The sequence below is a fragment of the Pseudomonas sp. xss_4 genome, from assembly GCF_043104125.1.
Lineage (GTDB): Bacteria > Pseudomonadota > Gammaproteobacteria > Pseudomonadales > Pseudomonadaceae > Aquipseudomonas > Aquipseudomonas parafulva_B.
Genome location: NZ_JBICKJ010000015.1, coordinates 173801 through 190332, shown reverse-complemented (window position 1 = coordinate 190332; position 16532 = coordinate 173801). Strand labels below are relative to the sequence as shown.

The following is a 16532-nucleotide window of genomic DNA, read 5'->3' as shown; positions in this document are numbered from 1 at the left end:
GCTTGCTGGAGTGAATCCGATGACTCGACTGAGTATCGAAGGCCTGCACTGGGCAGTGCCCGAGGCGGGGCGCAGGGTGCGCCAGATCCTGCAAGGCGTGGACCTGCATGTGGACGACGGTGAGTGCGTAGGGCTTGTCGGCCCCAACGGCAGTGGCAAGACCAGCCTGCTACGTTGCGCCTATCGCGCCACGCAACCCACTGCAGGCAGGGTCAGCGTGAGCGGTGTCGATATCTGGCAACGCAGCCCGCGCTGGTGTGCGCAGCGTATCGCGGTGGTGCTCCAGGAGTTTCCTGGCGAATTCGGATTGAGCGTTGCCGAAGTGGTGAGCATGGGGCGCACGCCGCACAAAGCCCTGTTTGATGGCGACACGCCCGAGGACCGGCAAAGGGTCGCTCATACGCTTGTGCTGGTTGGGCTGGCAGGCCATGCCGAGCGTACGTTCGCTTCGCTATCCGGAGGCGAGAAGCAGCGCGTGCTGCTGGCCCGGGCACTGGTGCAGGCCCCTGAGCTGCTGATTCTCGACGAGCCGACCAACCACCTCGACCCGCGTTACCAACTTGGGCTTCTGCAGCATTTGCGCAGCCTGGGGCTGAGCACCCTGGCCAGCTTCCACGACCTCAACCTGGCTGCGGCATTCTGTGACCGGCTGTACGTCATCGACGCTGGCCGCATCCTTGTCAGCGGCACGCCCCAGCAGGTGCTGACCCGCGAACTGATCCAGGAGGTGTTTGGTGTCCAGGCGCTGGTCGACCTTCATCCGCTGCACCCTTACCCACGCATTACCTGGATAACCCGACCATGAACGCTCGCTTTCTGATCGCCCTGATAACGCTGCTACTGGCGCTGCCTGCCACGGCCAGCGAGTACCCGCTGAACGTGCGCAGTTGCGAGCGCCTGGTGACGTTCAGCAAGGCCCCCAAACGGGTGGTGGTGCACGATGTGAACATGACCGCCATGCTGCTGCACCTGGGGCTGCGAGACAGCATCATCGGCTACACAGGGTTCACCCGCAGTAAACACCGTGACCCATGGATCGACGCTGCGCTGGAGGGCGTGCCACAACTGGCAAGCCGTTATCCTTCCATTGAAACGCTGCTGGCGGTCGATGCCGACCTGTTCTTCGCCGGCTGGAACTATGGCATGCACGTGGGAGGGGCGGTCACCCCCGCGACGCTTGCGCCCTTTGGAGTGCCGGTCTACGAGTTGAGCGAGTCCTGCGCTTGGGTCATGTCCGGCCAACGTGCGAGCTTCGATGATGTCTATCGCGACCTGGATAACCTGGGGCGCATGTTCGATCACCAGCGCCAGGCCCAAGCGCTGATCGGGCAGATGCGCCAGCGGATCGCCGGGGTGCAAGCGCGGGCAGGGCAGGCGCAACACCGACCACGGGTCTTCTTGTACGACAGCGGCGAAGATCGCCCGCTGACATCGGGGCGCCTGGGCATGCCGCAGGCACTGATCGACGCAGCCGGTGGTGTGAACGTGATGGACGACGTGGCCGCCAGCTGGACCCAGGTGAATTGGGAAAGCGTGGTAGAGCGCGACCCTGACGTGATCCTGATCGTCGACTACGGACCCAGGACCTGGCAGCAGAAACGTGATTTTCTGTTGCACCAGCCCGCGTTGAAAGACGTACGGGCCATCCGCGAGCAGCGCTTCGTGCCACTGACCTACCTGCAGGTCACCCCCTCGGTTGAGAACGTCGAAGCCGTGGAGAAAATCGCCCGCGCCTTGCATCCCGAGCTGTTCGCAGCGGGGGCACCATGACCTTGGCGCGCAGCCCGGCGTGTTATGGCTGGCTGACCGTGGTGCTGGTCATCCTGTTGGTGGCGTCTTTGGTCGTGTCGCTGGCATTTGGCCCGGCATCGGTGCCCTTGACCCACGTCATCGGGATCGTCGCGCAACAGATGGGCATCGACTGGGGGCCTGCGCTCAGCAAGAGCCAGACGCACATCGTCTGGCTCATCCGTGCCCCGCGTGTACTGTTGGGCGCACTGGTCGGGGCAGGGCTTGCCCTGGTGGGTACGGCCCTGCAGTCCGTCACCCGAAACCCATTGGCAGACCCACATTTGCTGGGTGTCAGCGCCGGCGCTGCGCTGGGCGCAGTGCTGGTGATGCTTTACGTCGGGGACTTTGTCGGTGTACTCAGCCTGCCGCTGGCTGCGTTCGTGGGGGCGACAGGGAGCATGCTGCTGGTGATCGGCGTGGCGCGCCGCGGCGGGCGCCTGGAAAGCGATCGCTTGCTGTTGGCAGGGGTCGCGGTGTCCTTCGTGCTGATGGCCGTGGTCAACCTGCTGCTCTATACCGGTGACCAGCACGCGGCGGCTTCGGTGGTGTTCTGGATGCTGGGTGGGCTGGGGGCTGCCCGCTGGGAGGTCATCTGGTTGCCGGCACTGTGCGTGCTGCTTGGGCTGTGTGCGCTACAGATGATGGGGCGCGGCCTGAATGCATTGATGAGTGGCGAGCAGACCGCGATCAGCTTGGGCTTCTGTGGCCGGCGCCTGCGGCTTGAGGTGTTCATCTGCACCTCTTTGTTGACCGGGGTGCTGGTTTCGCTGTCGGGCGCCATCGGTTTCGTGGGCCTTATGGTGCCCCATGTAGCGCGCCTGCTGGTGGGGGCGGACAATCGGCGGTTGTTGCCGGTCAGTGCGCTGCTGGGTGGGGTGTTTCTGGTTTGGGTGGATGTGGCCGCCCGCACCCTCATCGCACCGCAAGACCTGCCGATCGGCATTGCTACCGCAGCGCTGGGCGGGGTGTTCTTCATGCTGTTGCTCAAGCGGTAACGACACGGCAAGCCACCCTGGGGTGCTTGCCGTGCCCGGCATCAGAAGTCCAGGGTGAGCCCTGCATACAGCGCACGGCCGTCGCCGGGTGAGTGCAGTGACGCATCTGCCCCATCGGGGTCGTACCAGACATACTCGTAGTAGCGGTTGGTCAGGTTCTTCAACTGCAGGTCCGCGCTTATGGTTTCGCTGAGTTTGTACGTCGCCCCGAGGTTCATCAGCACGTAGCCGCCATAGGTACCTTGGGTGTTCTCCCGCTCCAGGTAGTAGTTGCTCTGCCCGTTCGCCCAGGCAGTGAGCTGCAGCTTTGGAGTAGCCTGGTAGCTGATGCCGGTATTCCACAGGTGATGTGGCACGTGATCGATTTCCTGGCCCTTGCTACCTGGTAATGCGCTGCTGGGCTCAAGGATCTTGGAGTACTGCCAGGAGTACGACATCCATACCTCGGTGCGTTCATCCGGGTGCAGGTTGACCTGCAGGTCGTAGCCCCAGCGCCGTGTCTCACCGACATTGTCCGACTCCCCACTCGGGTCGTTCAGGCGCCGGCTCACTTCGCCAGAGGCGTCCTGACGCCAATAGGCCACACGGCCATCGACCCAGCTGGCCGGGGTGAACTTGACGCCGGTTTCCCAGCCTTCGTTGATCGAAGGGGACAGGTCCTCGTTGCGCGGCGGCACCTTGTAGGCTGCCGCACCGGTACCGACCTGGAAGGTACGGCCCCAGTTGGCGTAAACGCTGGCAAGCTTCCATGGCGAATAGACAATGCTGAGCTTGGGCTGCTTGATCAGCCCGTAGTCGTTGATGTCGTAGCCCTGTCCGGTCATCTTGTTGGTGAAGTCACCACTGATCTTGTCCACCCGGTAGGCCGGCACGATCTTGAGCGACTCCAACGGCTCGATCTCTGCCTGTACGTAGGCACCGACTGTGTTGAAGTCGAAGTCCTGGTCGCGTGTCTGCGCCTGGCGTACACGCGCTTGGGTACGGTAGCGCTCGCTGCGGTTCTGTTGCTTCTGCACATCGCTTCCACCTTCCAGCGCAAAGGCGTGCAGCCAGTCCACCTGTGGTCGCCAGGTCAGCGAGGTGATGGCGCCGTACTGGTCCTCGTAGGTGTCGCGCTCCTGCTGTGAACTGGTGCGCCAGTACTGGGTCCAGCGACGGTCGTCATAGGTGTTGAGGTAGGTCTTGGCCGACCAGGACAGGGTGTCGGCCAAGTCGGTGTCGAAGTGCACGCTGACCTGGTTCATGCGCCGCGTGCCTTTGTCCGTGGCGTTGTAGTCATTGGTCATGCGCGGATGATGGCGGGCGTCGTCCTCGGTCAGGTAGCCCGCTTCCTGGGCTTCGGACTCGTAGTGGCGCGCGATCAGACCAAGGCGGTAGCTGCCATCGTCAGGGGTATAGAACCACTTGCCGCCGAAGCTGTAGCGTTCGGTGTCGGCGTGGTCGCGATAACCGTCGACCTGTTGGCGGGCGAAGAAGTAGTTCTGCGTCCAGTTGCTGGTCTCGATGCCCTTGGCCAGTTGCACCTCTCGGGTATTAAAGCTGCCGTAGCGCAGGCGCGCCTTGTTGTAGTTACCGCCGATGCGGGTGTTGATGTTGACGTTGCCGGCAATGTTGTTCAGCCCATAGCGCGGGTCGCTGGTGCCGCGCACCACTTCGATGCTGTCGATGTCCAGGGGGAACACCGCGTCGATGAAGGGCATGTTGCCGTCATTGGTGTTGCTGGGGATGCCATCGATCAGCAACTTGACAGCATTCACTTCGCCTTCGCCATTGAAGCCGCGAAACGACAGTTTGCCCGAGGTGGTGCCTTGGTTGAACTCGGTGAGCATCACCCCCGGTGCCCGGCGCAACAGCTCCCAGCTGTAGGCGACTGGCATTTTTTCGAGGATATCACCGCCTAGAATATCCACCGAACTGAGCACGCTGCTGGTGGCCAGCGGGCCGCTTTCGGTGCTGGTCACGCTGACCGCACCGAGGGTTAGCGTCGAGTTCTCGGCAGCGCGTGTTTCGGCAACTGCCGATGACAAAGGGCTGAGGCTGTAAACAGCGAGCACGGGCAGGACGGCGCGTGCGGTATGACGAAACGCAGACATGAAGTGTTTCCTGAAGACAGTCGAGCAGCGCTGCGCACCGCATGTCGCGGGGCAGCAATGGGTAAGCAACGACGGGTCAGGCCAGGGGAGAGGCGCGGGGGTTGAGCTTGGGCCACTGTTCACGCGGCAACGGCAGCTTGTGGCTGTCACCGAGCAGCAGTGCGTCGGGCCAGTAGCGGGGGAACAGGTGGCGATAGTAGTCGCTGGCCAGCAAGGCATGCGCGGCATGGCCACAGCAGCAGTCACCCGCCTGATGCTTGATTGGCGGCTGATCGTCCAGTTGCGGCAGGTCGGCCTTGAGCTGGGCCAGTAGTGACTTGGGCAAGCTCTGCGCACCGTGCAGGCTGCAAAAGCTTCCCAGCATCAGCGATTGGCTGTCGATGCTGGGGGATTGCAAGGCACGATCGAGCGGCATCGCCAGCAGGTTGAACAGCACGGCGATGCCTGCAAGCAAACACACAAGTGAGCGTGCACGTACGGTCATCTGACCCCCAGGCGATCAAGGCCCGTATTAAGCCTCATTCGCGATCAGGTATGAAATGTCGCTACTGCGGCCTATTGCCGCAGGGCGCCCGCCTGGGCGAGGCACCTGTTATTTGCCCCGAATCAGGCGCCGCAGTGCAAAGCGGTTGGGGTGGCAGGCTTCGGCGACCGTTCGCGGTACCGGCAGCGGTTCGCCGCAGACCCAGGCCGCCACCAGTTCTGCGCTGAGCGGGGCCGTGATCAGGCCCCGCGAGCCGTGGCCGCTGTTGACGTACAGGCCCTCAAGCCAAGGGCACGCCACCTGCGGCACTTGTCGCGCGTCCCGGGCAAGCGCTGCATAGGCCTGGGCAAAAGCGTGGTCGTCGGCCAAAGGCCCGACAATAGGCAGGTAGTCCGGGCTGGTGCAGCGGAAAGCGGCGCGGCCTTCGAGCGCCTGCGCATCGAACCCCGCCGCGCCAAGCCGGTGGGACAGGTCAGGGGAAATTTCGTCCAGCAGCGCCAGGTTGCCCTCGTGTTCGGCCGCCGTGGGGGTCAGGTCAGTGCTGTGGAAATCGAAGCTGGCGCCCAGGGTGTGCTCGCCGCATCGCGCGGGCGCCACATAGCCTTGCGCGCAGACCACGGTACCCAGCGCCCGGCTTTGGGGTGTTGCGGGCAGTCGGGTGACCTGGCCACGAATACGCTTGAGCGGCAAGCCGGCGCACGGTTCGAACCGTTTGACCTCGGCAGCACTGGCCAGGATCATCACCGGCGCGTCGGCCAGCAACTGGTCACCGGCCCAGGCCTGCCACCGCCCCGCGACCTTGTGCAGCGACAGCACCTCCTGGTGCGTGACCAGGCGGATGTTGGGGTGCTCAAGCTGCTGGCGGCATAGCGCGGGCGGATGCACCCAACCGCCTTCGGGGTAGAACAGCCCGCCTGTCGATAGGGTGATGCCAGCGGTGGCCTGGGCCTGCTCCTGGGTCAATGCGTGCACAAGACCGGGCCCGAAGGCCTGCACCAGCTTGCCCTGGCGCGCCGCTTCCTTATCGTCGAAGGCCAGTTGCAGGACGCCGCAGGCGTCCCAGTCCTCGCCGCGCTGAAGGTGCTCAAGCTGACGGCGGGTGTAACCGAAACCGGCGAGAATCATCCGGGACAAGGCCGTGCCGTGCGCCGATAGCTTGAGGTACAGCACCCCCTGCGGGTTGCCGGACGCTTCCTGCGCCGCTGACCCATGCCGCTCCAGTACCGTGACCTGCCAGCCGCGTCGGGCCAGGCTTGCCGCTGTGCAACTGCCGGCCAGCCCGGCACCCACCACCACGGCCTGACGCGGCCCATCACCTGCCGGCGGGCGGGCATACCAGGGCGCTGTAGGGGCAGGGGGCGGGCCTACATACGCCCCGCTCATCACTTCCCACTTCTTGCCGATGCCAGGCACCTTCTTCATGGCAAAACCCGCCTCCACGAGGCTGCGGCGTACCCAGCCGGTGGTGGTGAACGTACCCAGCACGGTACCGGGGTGGGACAGCCGCGCCAGTTGCGCGAACAGTGCCGGGATCCACATGTCGGGGTTCTTGGCAGGGGCAAAGCCATCGAGGAACCAGACGTCGACCTGGGCGTCGAGCTCCGGCAATTGCTCGAGCACATCACCGATCAGCAAGGTGAGGGTGACGCGTCCACCTTCGAAGGTGAATTGCTGATACCCCGGATGCACCGCCACGTATTGGGCCAGCAAAGGCTGGCTGTAGGCGGCCAGCTCCGGCCACAGACTGATGGCACGGGCCAGGTCATCGCGGGCCAGGGGGAATTTCTCGACGCTGACGAAGTGAAGCCGGGCATCTGCGTGGGCGTGTTGCGCGAACAGTTGCCAGGCGCAGTAGAAATTCATGCCGGTGCCAAAGCCCGTCTCGCCGATGACCATGCAGGCCTCAGGCGCCATTGCAGTGAAACGTTCAGCCAGGCGGGTTTGTCCGAGAAACACATGGCGGGTTTCATCGATGCCTTCATTGACGGCGAAGTACACGTCATCGTAATGCCGCGAATGAGGGCGGCCCTGTTCGTCCCAGTCGATCTGGGCGTGCTGGAGCGGGGGAGTTTCGGTCATGGCAGGTGCACAGCGACAAGCGACTGAAGAAGTGGCGATAGTCGCATGACTGGGGCTTTCTTGCAGCCCGAGCTCCCAACCCAGGTGGGCTTTTGCGCTAGTCTTGTCTATCCATTGAAGGAGCCCGTGCATGTTCGAATCTGCCGAAATTGGTCACAGCATCGACAAGCAAACCTACGACGCCGAGGTACCCGCCCTGCGTCAGGCACTGCTCGAGGCCCAGTATGAGCTCAAGCAGCAAGCGCGTTTTCCGGTCATTGTGCTGATCAACGGCGTGGAGGGGGCCGGCAAGGGCGAGACGGTCAAGCTGCTCAACGAGTGGATGGACCCGCGCATGATCGATGTGCTCACCTTCGATCAGCAGACCGACGAGGAACTGGCGCGGCCACCGGCCTGGCGTTACTGGCGCGCCTTGCCGCCCAAGGGGCGCATGGGGGTGTTTTTCGGCAACTGGTACAGCCAGATGCTGCAGGGGCGCGTGCATGGGGTGTTGAAGGACGCGGTCCTGGACCAGGCCATCAACGGTGCCGAACGCCTGGAGCAGATGCTGTGCGATGAAGGCGCGTTGATCATCAAGTTCTGGTTTCACCTTTCCAAGAAGCAGATGAAGGCGCGGCTCAAATCCCTCAAGGACGACCCCTTGCACAGCTGGAAGATCAGCCCGCTGGATTGGCAGCAGTCACACACCTACGACCGCTTCGTGCGTTTTGGGGAACGTGTGTTGCGCCGCACCAGCCGCGATTACGCACCTTGGCACATCGTCGAGGGAGTTGACCCCAATTACCGCAGCCTGGCCGTCGGGCGCATCCTGCTCGACAGCTTGCAGGCGGCCCTGGCCAATAACCCCAAGGGCAAGCACGTGGGCAATGTCGCGCCGCTTGGACGCAGCATCGACCAACGTAGCCTGCTGGGTGCCCTGGACCTGAGCTTGCGTCTGGACAAGGCGGACTATCAGGAGCAACTGGTCACCGAGCAGGCGCGTCTGGCCGGTTTGCTGCGTCACAAGCACATGCGCCGTCATGCCTTGGTAGCAGCCTTCGAGGGCAATGATGCGGCCGGCAAGGGCGGTGCGATCCGGCGCGTGGCCGCTGCCCTGGATCCGCGTCAGTACCGGATCGTGCCCGTTGCCGCACCTACCGAAGAAGAACGCGCGCAGCCTTACCTGTGGCGTTTCTGGCGGCACATTCCCGCGCGTGGCAAGTTCACCATCTTCGACCGTTCCTGGTATGGGCGGGTGCTGGTGGAGCGGGTCGAGGGGTTCTGCAGCCCTGCCGACTGGATGCGTGCCTATGGCGAAATCAACGACTTCGAAGAGCAACTGGTGAATGCGGGCGTGGTGGTGGTCAAGTTCTGGCTGGCCATCGATCAGCAGACCCAGCTCGAGCGCTTCGAGGAGCGTGAGCAAACCCCGTTCAAGCGCTACAAGATCACCGAGGACGACTGGCGCAACCGCGACAAATGGGACGACTACAGCCAGGCCGTGGGCGATATGGTCGACCGCACCAGCAGCGAGATCGCGCCCTGGACGCTGGTTGAAGCCAACGACAAGCGCTGGGCACGGGTCAAGGTTCTGCGCACCATCAACGAAGCACTGGAAGCGGCGTTCGCCAAGCACAAGAAGTAGGCCGGGCTCGTACACCTGACATGAAAGTGGGCTTGGGCAGCACAGCCGCGATCCGGTGTGTTGCCCGTATCATGCCCCCACAGAATGACGTGATGAATTCTTTTCCCGGCAGGGCTGCTCAGCTTGCCTGCGCAGCCCCGTAGAATTCAGCCACCCCCACCACGGATCTGATCGAGGACACCATGCACACCACCTCCGGCCGTTGGGTTCACGGCCTGCTGCTTGCCCTGCTGACGGCACTGCTGTGGGGCATCCTGCCGATCAAGCTCAAGCAGGTGCTGCAGGTGATGGACCCGTTGACGGTGACCTGGTATCGCCTGCTGGTGTCCGGTGGGTTGCTGTGCGCCTGGCTGACGGCCAACCGCCGCCTGCCGTCGTTCGGCCGGCTCACGCCCAAGGGCAGGGGCCTGGTTGGGGTGGCGGTGCTGGGCTTGATGGGCAATTACGTGCTGTATCTGATCGGCTTGAAGTTGCTCAGCCCTGGTACCGCGCAGCTGGTGGTGCAACTGGGGCCGGTGCTGCTGCTGGTGGCCAGTGTGTTCGTGTTTCGCGAGCGCTTCAGCGTGGGGCAGGGGGTGGGGCTGTTGATCCTGCTGGCAGGTTTCGGGCTGTTCTTCAACCAGCGCCTGGAGGAGCTGTTGACCTCCCTTGGCGCCTACACCACCGGTGTGCTCACCATTGTGCTGGCCACCAGTATCTGGGTGTTCTACGCCTTGAGCCAGAAGCAGTTGCTGACGATGTGGAATTCCCAGCAGGTGATGATGGTGATCTACCTGTGCTGCGCAGCGCTGCTGACGCCCTGGGTGCAGCCGCTGGAGGTCTTGTTACTGAGCCCCGTACAGGGCTGGCTGCTGTTGGCGTGCTGCCTGAATACGCTGGTGGCCTATGGCGCCTTTGCCGAAGCCCTGGCGCATTGGGAGGCTTCTAGGGTCAGTGCGACGCTGGCATTGACGCCATTGGTGACGTTCGTGGCGGTGGCACTGGCTGCGCTGGCGTGGCCTGATTATGTGCAGGCCGAGCAGATCAACCTGTTGGGGTATGTAGGGGCCGTGGTCGTGGTGGCAGGCTCTGCGCTGGTAGCGCTCGGGCCTTCGCTGGTGGCGGGATGGCGGGCACGTCGTGCCCGGCTTGCGCAAGTGTCCTAGGTGTTGGGGGCGGGTAACACTTAACTGGCCCAGATGCGGTGCAAGGCAGTTGCTTGCACATCAAATGCGCAAGCCTTCTTGGCGTTGCCAAAAAAGGGGCTACGCAGGCAGCCCCCCAACACCTCAACCCTTGCCACCCGGCGCCAGCATGTTTTCAGGCTTTACCCACTCATCGAACTGCTCGTTGGTCAGGTAGTCCAGCTCAAGCGCTGCCTCACGCAGGGTCTTGCCCTCACCATAGGCTTTCTTGGCAATCTCGGCAGCCTTGTCGTACCCGATATGCGGGTTCAGTGCCGTCACCAGCATCAGCCCTCGCTCCAGGTGTGCGGCCATCTGCTCGGCATCTGGCTCGATGCCCGCCACGCAATGCTCCTGAAAGTTGCGGCAACCGTCTGCCAACAATTCGATGGACTGCAGCAGGTTGTGGATGATCACCGGCTTGAACACGTTCAGCTGCAGATGCCCCTGGCTGGCGGCAAAGCCGATGGTGGTGTCGTTGCCCAGCACCTGGCAGGCCAGCATCGACAGCGCCTCGCACTGGGTCGGGTTGACCTTGCCGGGCATGATCGAGCTGCCGGGCTCGTTGGCGGGCAAGCGCACCTCGGCCAATCCCGCACGGGGGCCTGACCCGAGCAGGCGCAGGTCATTGGCGATCTTCATCAAGGCCACCGCCAGGGTTTTCAGCCCCCCTGCCAGGCTGGTCAGCGGCTCGTGCCCGGCCAGCGCTGCAAACTTGTTGGGCGCGGTCACGAAGGGTAGCCCAGACAAGGCAGCCAGCTCGGCAGCGATGGCTTCGGCGAAGCCCTGGGGCGCATTGAGGCCCGTGCCCACCGCCGTGCCGCCCTGGGCCAGCTCATACACCGCCGGCAGGCTGGCGCGGATGGCGCGCTGGGCATAATCGAGCTGCGCCACGAATGCCGAGACTTCCTGGCCGAAGGTGATCGGCGTGGCATCCATCATGTGCGTACGCCCGGTCTTGACCAGGCGATGATGACGGGCCGACAACTCGGCCAGGCCCGAGGACAGCTCGGCGATGGCCGGCAGCAGTTGCTCGTGCACGGCCTGGGCGGCTGCGATGTGCATGGCGGTGGGGAAGCAGTCGTTGGAGCTCTGGGAGCGGTTGACGTGATCGTTGGGGTGCACCGGCGACTTGCCGCCGCGCACCTGGCCGGCCAGTTCGTTGGCGCGACCTGCGATCACCTCGTTGACGTTCATGTTGCTCTGCGTGCCACTGCCGGTCTGCCAGACTACCAGTGGGAATTGATCGTCATGCTTGCCATCGAGGACCTCGTCGGCGGCCTGCTCGATCAGCCGGGCAATGTCGGCGGGCAGGGCGCCGTTGCGGTCGTTGACGCGGGCAGCGGCTTTCTTGATCAGGGCCAGGGCATGCAGCACGGCGAGCGGCATGCGTTGCTGGCCGATGGCGAAGTTGATCAACGAGCGCTGGGTCTGGGCGCCCCAGTAGGCGTGCTCAGGAACTTCGACCGGCCCAAGGCTGTCTGTTTCGATACGGCTCATGCTGCATTCACTCCCTTGTCAGTCAGAATCAGCAGTTTAGGCCCTCATGCGACCTGGCGGTTCAATCGCCTGTCGTGCTACTTGAGCAGCTCGCCCTGGCGGGCGCAGAATGCTCGCTCTGAGGTACCGCCTCCCCCCTCCTGAAGGAAATGCAATGACCCGTCTTCGTGTCCTCTGTGCTGCAGTCGCCCTGGCTTGCGCCAGTGGCCAGGTCCTGGCCGCCACCGCCAGCCACAACGCCGCTGCCGAGAAATTCCTGACCCTGGCCAATGCCGACAAACTGGGCACGCCGGTGTACATGCAAGTGCAGCAGATGTTTGCCCAGCGCTTCGCCCAGACCAAGGCGCCTGCCTCCAAGCAGCCCGTACTGGAAAGCTACCAGGCCAAGGCCAACGCCGCGCTGGACAACGCCATCGGCTGGAACAAGCTCAAGCCCAAGATGGTCGACCTGTACACCCAGACCTTTACCGAGCAAGAACTCAAGGACCTGGTCAAGTTCTACGAGTCGCCCCTTGGCCGCAAGGTGCTGCGCGAGATGCCCAAGGTCACCCAGCAATCGGCTCAGCTGACCCAGCAGACCCTCGAACCTGCGGTGCCGGTGGTCAACAAGCTGCTTGAAGACATGACCAAGCAGCTGGACCCCAACTATGGCAAGGCAGCCGCGCCAGCCAAGAAGTGAGCACGGCCATGAACATGCAACAGCGTATCGAACAGCAACTGGCAAGCCTGACGCCTCAGCACCTGCAGGTGCTCGATGAAAGCCACATGCACAGCCGTGGTCAGCAGACCCACTACAAGGCGGTGATCGTGAGCGATGTGTTCGCAGGCCTGAACAGCGTCAAGCGGCATCAGAAGGTGTACGCGACCATGGGTGAGCTGATGGGCCAGATTCATGCGCTGGCCATCCACACCTATACCGGCGATGAGTGGGCGCAGGTCGGCAGTGCGCCGGCATCGCCTGTATGCGCCGGCGGCGGGCACTGAAACCTTGCTGTTGTTCTGGTAGAATCCGCTTCATCCCAAAAAGGGGCTGCTGCACAGCCCATCGCAGGTCCCCCAGCTGCTTCAGGTAAACCCCCTGCGTTGACGCACCGGGCACCTGAAGCGGCAGGCGTGCCTGCGGTGGGCGTGCAGCGGCCCTTTGTTCATTGTGTAGCCCGGTCTGCCCCTTACGAGGGCAACCACCTGGAGAACCCGATTCATGTCCCACCCTATCGTCGTCGCGGCGCTGTACAAGTTCGTCACCTTGCAAGACTACGTCGAACTGCGCGAGCCGCTGCTCAAGGCCATGCTCGACAACCACGTCAAAGGCACCTTGCTCTTGGCCCATGAAGGCATCAACGGCACCGTGTCAGCCACTCGCGAAGGCATCGACGGCCTGCTGGCCTGGCTGCGCAGCGACCCGCGCCTGGTGGACATCGACCACAAGGAGTCGTACTGCGACGAGCAGCCCTTCTACCGTACCAAGGTCAAGCTCAAGAAAGAGATCGTCACCCTGGGCGTGCCTGGGGTCGATCCCAACCAGGCGGTGGGCACCTACGTCGAGCCCAAGGACTGGAACGCGCTGATCAGCGACCCCGAGGTACTGCTGGTCGATACGCGCAACGACTACGAAGTGGCCATCGGCACGTTCAAGGGGGCCATCGACCCCAAGACCGAAACGTTCCGCGAATTTCCCGCCTACATCAAGGCCAACTTCGACCCAGCCCGCCACAAGAAGGTCGCCATGTTCTGCACCGGGGGCATTCGTTGTGAAAAAGCGTCCAGCTATATGCTCGGTGAAGGTTTCGAGGAGGTCTATCATCTCAAGGGTGGCATCCTGAAGTACTTCGAGGAGGTGCCTGAGGAACAAAGCCTGTGGGAGGGCGACTGCTTCGTGTTCGATAACCGCGTCACGGTTCGCCATGACCTGAGCGAGGGTGAATACGACCAGTGCCACGCCTGCCGTCATCCGATCAATGCCCAGGAGCGTGCCTCGGAGCACTATTCGCCAGGTGTAAGCTGCCCGCACTGCTGGGATTCGCTGAGCGAAAAGACCCGCCGCAGCGCCATCGACCGGCAGAAGCAGATCGAGCTGGCCAAGGTCCGCAACCTGCCACACCCGATTGGCCACAACTACAAAGCCGAGGCTTGATCCATGTCTGCGCGCCTGATCTACGTGATGGACCCGATGTGTTCCTGGTGCTGGGGCTTCGCCCCGGTGGCCAGTGCGCTGATCGATCAGGCAAATCAGGCAGGCGTGCCGACCCATCTGGTAGTCGGCGGGCTGCGCAGTGGCAGTGCCGCGCTGGACGGCGCCACCCGCAAGTACATTCTCGAGCATTGGCAGGCCGTGGCCGAAACAACGGGGCAGCCTTTCACGTTCGAGGGCGCCATGCCCGACGGCTTTGTCTACGACACTGAACCGGCCTGCCGGGCACTGGTAGCGGCCCGCGAGCTGGACGGCGAGCGCCTCTGGCCCCTGCTTGCAGCCATACAGTCTGCGTTCTATGAAGGGGCTCATGACGTGACCACCGCCCCGCATCTGGTGGAGCTGGCCGAGCAGGCGGGTTTCGAGCGCGGGCTGTTTGCCGAGGCATTCACCCGCGCCGAAACCCGCGCTGCGACTGCGGCGGATTTCGCCTGGGCCCAGGGCTTGGGCATCGCAGGGTTCCCGACCTTGCTCGCTGAGCGCAACGGTCAGCTGGCCTTGCTGACCAACGGGTATCAGCCGCTCGAGCGTCTGCAACCGTTGCTTGGCCGCTGGCTGCAGCAGGCCGCCAGTGCTTGATGTGCCCGGGTCGCCCGACCCGGCGCCGTCCAAGCCGGTGGGCTCGGCCGACCGGTTGAGCTGGTCGGAAATCCGGCGCCTTGCCCTGCACCATAAAAAGCAGCTGTGGACGGCGAACCTGATTGCCGTGCTGGCAGCGTGTTGCAGTGTCCCGATTCCATTGTTGCTGCCGCTGCTGGTGGATGAAGTGCTGCTCGGGCATGGCGATGCCGCGCTCAAGTGGATGAACCAGCTGTTGCCGTCTGGCTGGCAGGTCGCAGCGGGCTATATCGGCCTGATGTTGTGCCTGACCTTGTGCCTGCGCCTGGCGGCACTGGCGTTCAACGTCATCCAGGCCAGGCTGTTCGCCGGCTTGGCCAAGGACATCGTCTACCGGCTACGCATTCGCCTGATCGAACGGCTCAAGCGTATTTCCCTGAAAGAGTACGAGAACCTGGGCAGCGGCACGGTCACCACGCATCTGGTCACCGACCTGGACACCCTGGACAAGTTCGTGGGTGAGACCCTCAGTCGCTTTCTGGTCGCCATGCTCACCCTCACCGGCACGGCCGCCATCCTGCTGTGGATGCACTGGCAACTGGCGCTGCTGATCCTGTTGTTCAACCCGCTGGTCATCTACTTCACGGTGCAGTTGGGCAAGCGGGTCAAGCACCTGAAGAAGCTCGAAAACGACAGCACGGCACGCTTCACCCAGGCGCTGGCCGAAACGCTCGATGCCATCCAGGAGGTCCGCGCCAGCAACCGTCAGGGGTATTTCCTCGGTCGATTGGGCGTCAAGGCCCGCGAGGTGCGCGACTACGCCGTGGAGTCGCAGTGGAAGAGCGACGCCAGCGGCCGTGCCAGCGGGCTGCTGTTCCAGTTCGGCATCGACATCTTCCGCGCAGCGGCCATGTTGACGGTGTTGTTCTCGGACCTGTCGATCGGCCAGATGCTTGCCGTCTTCAGCTACCTCTGGTTCATGATCGGCCCGGTCGAGCAGTTGCTGAACCTACAATATGCCTACTATGCCGCGGGCGGTGCGCTCAATCGCCTCAATGAGCTGCTGGCACGCGCCGACGAGCCCCAGTACCCGGCGGCCAGTGACCCCTTCGCCGGGCACGCCACGGTGGGCATCGAGGTCCGGGACCTGTCCTTTGCCTACGCCGACGAACCCGTGCTGGACAACCTGAACCTGGCCATCGCACCCGGTGAGAAGGTGGCCATTGTCGGCGCCAGCGGGGGCGGCAAGAGCACGCTCGTGCAGCTGCTGCTCGGGCTGTACAGCGCAGATGCAGGCACCATTCGCTTCGGTGGTGCCACCCTGCAGGAAATCGGCCTGGAAACCCTGCGTGAGCAGGTGGCGGTGGTGTTGCAGCATCCGTCGCTGTTCAACGACAGCGTGCGGGCCAACCTGACCATGGGCCGGGACTGCACCGACGATGCCTGCTGGCAGGCATTACGGATCGCCCAGCTCGACGCCACCATCGCCGCGCTCCCTCACGGGCTGGACAGCGTGGTCGGGCGCTCGGGCGTACGCTTGTCCGGCGGCCAGCGTCAACGGCTGGCCATTGCACGCATGGTGCTGGCCGAGCCTAAGGTAGTCATCCTGGACGAAGCCACCTCGGCGCTGGACGCTGCCACCGAGTACAACCTGCACCAGGCGCTGGCGCGTTTTCTCAAAGGCCGCACCACACTGATCATTGCCCACCGCTTGTCGGCGGTGAAGCAGGCGGACCGGGTGCTGGTGTTCGACGGCGGTCATGTGGCAGAGGACGGTGACCATCAGCAGCTGATTGCCGAGGGTGGGTTGTACGCCAAACTGTATGGGCACCTGCAGCAGATCTAAGGGCTGTGAGAAGTGGCTTGGGACGACGGTCAGGCGGGGCTGCTTGTAACACAACCTCACCGAGTATCGTAATGCGGTTCACTTAAGATCGTTAGGGCCGCTGCGCGGCCCATCGCGGCCGGTCCGGCGCCCCGGCGAGGCCGCTCCTATAGGGGGGGCCGTGTCACTCGAGATCGTGTAGCCCTACCTGCGCAGCCACTGTCTTTGC

At 63.7% G+C, this 16532-nt stretch carries 14 protein-coding genes; 10 read left to right on the top strand and 4 right to left on the bottom strand.

From position 1 onward, the window contains the following. The first annotated feature begins 19 nt into the window (after positions 1–19). The 3 genes from ACF8GB_RS02180 to ACF8GB_RS02170 are packed head-to-tail and all read left to right on the top strand — an operon-like array spanning position 20 to position 2786. Positions 20–805 carry an ABC transporter ATP-binding protein gene (locus ACF8GB_RS02180; RefSeq protein WP_078478923.1) on the top strand — a complete coding sequence of 262 codons (786 nt, stop codon included), beginning with the start codon at positions 20–22 and terminating at the stop codon, positions 803–805. Continuing rightward, entirely contained in the window at positions 802–1770 is a 969-nt protein-coding gene (locus ACF8GB_RS02175) for an ABC transporter substrate-binding protein (RefSeq protein ID WP_081321275.1), read from the top strand. Before ACF8GB_RS02180 ends, ACF8GB_RS02175 begins: the two co-directional genes overlap by 4 nt. Next, positions 1767–2786, top strand: coding sequence for a FecCD family ABC transporter permease (locus tag ACF8GB_RS02170; RefSeq protein WP_392526488.1), 1020 nt, complete (start codon positions 1767–1769; stop codon positions 2784–2786). Before ACF8GB_RS02175 ends, ACF8GB_RS02170 begins: the two co-directional genes overlap by 4 nt. A 41-nt stretch (positions 2787–2827) precedes the next feature. Here the strand turns inward: ACF8GB_RS02170 and ACF8GB_RS02165 are convergent, their stop codons facing one another. The 3 genes from ACF8GB_RS02165 to mnmC form a co-directional block, all read right to left on the bottom strand. Beyond that, positions 2828–4879 (bottom strand): TonB-dependent receptor, encoded by a 2052-nt coding sequence (locus tag ACF8GB_RS02165; protein ID WP_392526487.1) that lies wholly within the window; start codon positions 4877–4879, stop codon positions 2828–2830. Between the two features lie 76 nt (positions 4880–4955). Further along, positions 4956–5363, bottom strand: coding sequence for a DUF2946 family protein (locus ACF8GB_RS02160; RefSeq protein WP_078478920.1), 408 nt, complete (start codon positions 5361–5363; stop codon positions 4956–4958). Between the two features lie 108 nt (positions 5364–5471). Next, positions 5472–7442, bottom strand: coding sequence for a bifunctional tRNA (5-methylaminomethyl-2-thiouridine)(34)-methyltransferase MnmD/FAD-dependent 5-carboxymethylaminomethyl-2-thiouridine(34) oxidoreductase MnmC (gene mnmC, locus ACF8GB_RS02155; RefSeq protein WP_392526486.1), 1971 nt, complete (start codon positions 7440–7442; stop codon positions 5472–5474). A gap of 130 nt (positions 7443–7572) precedes the next feature. Between mnmC and pap the strand changes: the two genes are divergently transcribed. Both pap and ACF8GB_RS02145 read left to right on the top strand, forming a co-directional pair. Then, entirely contained in the window at positions 7573–9066 is a 1494-nt protein-coding gene (gene pap / locus ACF8GB_RS02150; protein ID WP_058637566.1) for a polyphosphate:AMP phosphotransferase, read from the top strand. Between the two features lie 182 nt (positions 9067–9248). Next, complete coding sequence (locus ACF8GB_RS02145) at positions 9249–10211, top strand: DMT family transporter (protein ID WP_145255609.1); 963 nt, start codon at positions 9249–9251, stop codon at positions 10209–10211. Positions 10212–10334: 123 nt separating this feature from the next. On the opposite strand, the gene ACF8GB_RS02140 is transcribed toward ACF8GB_RS02145, so the two are convergent. Further along, entirely contained in the window at positions 10335–11729 is a 1395-nt protein-coding gene (locus ACF8GB_RS02140; protein ID WP_058605623.1) for a class II fumarate hydratase, read from the bottom strand. 154 nt (positions 11730–11883) lie between these two features. On the opposite strand from ACF8GB_RS02140, the gene ACF8GB_RS02135 reads away from it, so the two are divergent. From ACF8GB_RS02135 to ACF8GB_RS02115, 5 genes are all read left to right on the top strand, one after another. Continuing rightward, complete coding sequence (locus ACF8GB_RS02135; protein ID WP_058605622.1) at positions 11884–12408, top strand: DUF2059 domain-containing protein; 525 nt, start codon at positions 11884–11886, stop codon at positions 12406–12408. A gap of 8 nt (positions 12409–12416) precedes the next feature. Continuing rightward, positions 12417–12713: a BolA family transcriptional regulator gene (locus tag ACF8GB_RS02130; protein ID WP_058637568.1), complete on the top strand. Its 297-nt coding sequence runs from the start codon at positions 12417–12419 to the stop codon at positions 12711–12713. 217 nt (positions 12714–12930) lie between these two features. Next, a complete protein-coding gene (locus tag ACF8GB_RS02125) occupies positions 12931–13863 on the top strand; it encodes a rhodanese-related sulfurtransferase (protein WP_392526485.1) in 933 nt (310 codons plus the stop codon). A 3-nt stretch (positions 13864–13866) separates the two neighbouring features. Then, positions 13867–14499 carry a DsbA family protein gene (locus ACF8GB_RS02120; RefSeq protein WP_197844184.1) on the top strand — a complete coding sequence of 211 codons (633 nt, stop codon included), beginning with the start codon at positions 13867–13869 and terminating at the stop codon, positions 14497–14499. Beyond that, positions 14492–16324, top strand: a complete 1833-nt coding sequence (locus ACF8GB_RS02115; protein WP_058605618.1) for an ABC transporter ATP-binding protein — start codon at positions 14492–14494, stop codon at positions 16322–16324. Before ACF8GB_RS02120 ends, ACF8GB_RS02115 begins: the two co-directional genes overlap by 8 nt. Positions 16325–16532: the final 208 nt, after the last annotated feature.

Excerpts from the sequence above, each read along its gene's own strand:
- ACF8GB_RS02180 (WP_078478923.1), top strand. The coding sequence starts at position 20 with ATGACTCGACTGAGTATCGAAGGCCTGCACTGGGCAGTGCCCGAGGCG.
- ACF8GB_RS02175 (WP_081321275.1), top strand. The coding sequence starts at position 802 with ATGAACGCTCGCTTTCTGATCGCCCTGATAACGCTGCTACTGGCGCTG.
- ACF8GB_RS02170 (WP_392526488.1), top strand. The coding sequence starts at position 1,767 with ATGACCTTGGCGCGCAGCCCGGCGTGTTATGGCTGGCTGACCGTGGTG.
- ACF8GB_RS02165 (WP_392526487.1), bottom strand. The coding sequence starts at position 4,879 with ATGTCTGCGTTTCGTCATACCGCACGCGCCGTCCTGCCCGTGCTCGCT.
- ACF8GB_RS02160 (WP_078478920.1), bottom strand. The coding sequence starts at position 5,363 with ATGACCGTACGTGCACGCTCACTTGTGTGTTTGCTTGCAGGCATCGCC.
- mnmC (WP_392526486.1), bottom strand. The coding sequence starts at position 7,442 with ATGACCGAAACTCCCCCGCTCCAGCACGCCCAGATCGACTGGGACGAA.
- pap (WP_058637566.1), top strand. The coding sequence starts at position 7,573 with ATGTTCGAATCTGCCGAAATTGGTCACAGCATCGACAAGCAAACCTAC.
- ACF8GB_RS02145 (WP_145255609.1), top strand. The coding sequence starts at position 9,249 with ATGCACACCACCTCCGGCCGTTGGGTTCACGGCCTGCTGCTTGCCCTG.
- ACF8GB_RS02140 (WP_058605623.1), bottom strand. The coding sequence starts at position 11,729 with ATGAGCCGTATCGAAACAGACAGCCTTGGGCCGGTCGAAGTTCCTGAG.
- ACF8GB_RS02135 (WP_058605622.1), top strand. The coding sequence starts at position 11,884 with ATGACCCGTCTTCGTGTCCTCTGTGCTGCAGTCGCCCTGGCTTGCGCC.
- ACF8GB_RS02130 (WP_058637568.1), top strand. The coding sequence starts at position 12,417 with ATGAACATGCAACAGCGTATCGAACAGCAACTGGCAAGCCTGACGCCT.
- ACF8GB_RS02125 (WP_392526485.1), top strand. The coding sequence starts at position 12,931 with ATGTCCCACCCTATCGTCGTCGCGGCGCTGTACAAGTTCGTCACCTTG.
- ACF8GB_RS02120 (WP_197844184.1), top strand. The coding sequence starts at position 13,867 with ATGTCTGCGCGCCTGATCTACGTGATGGACCCGATGTGTTCCTGGTGC.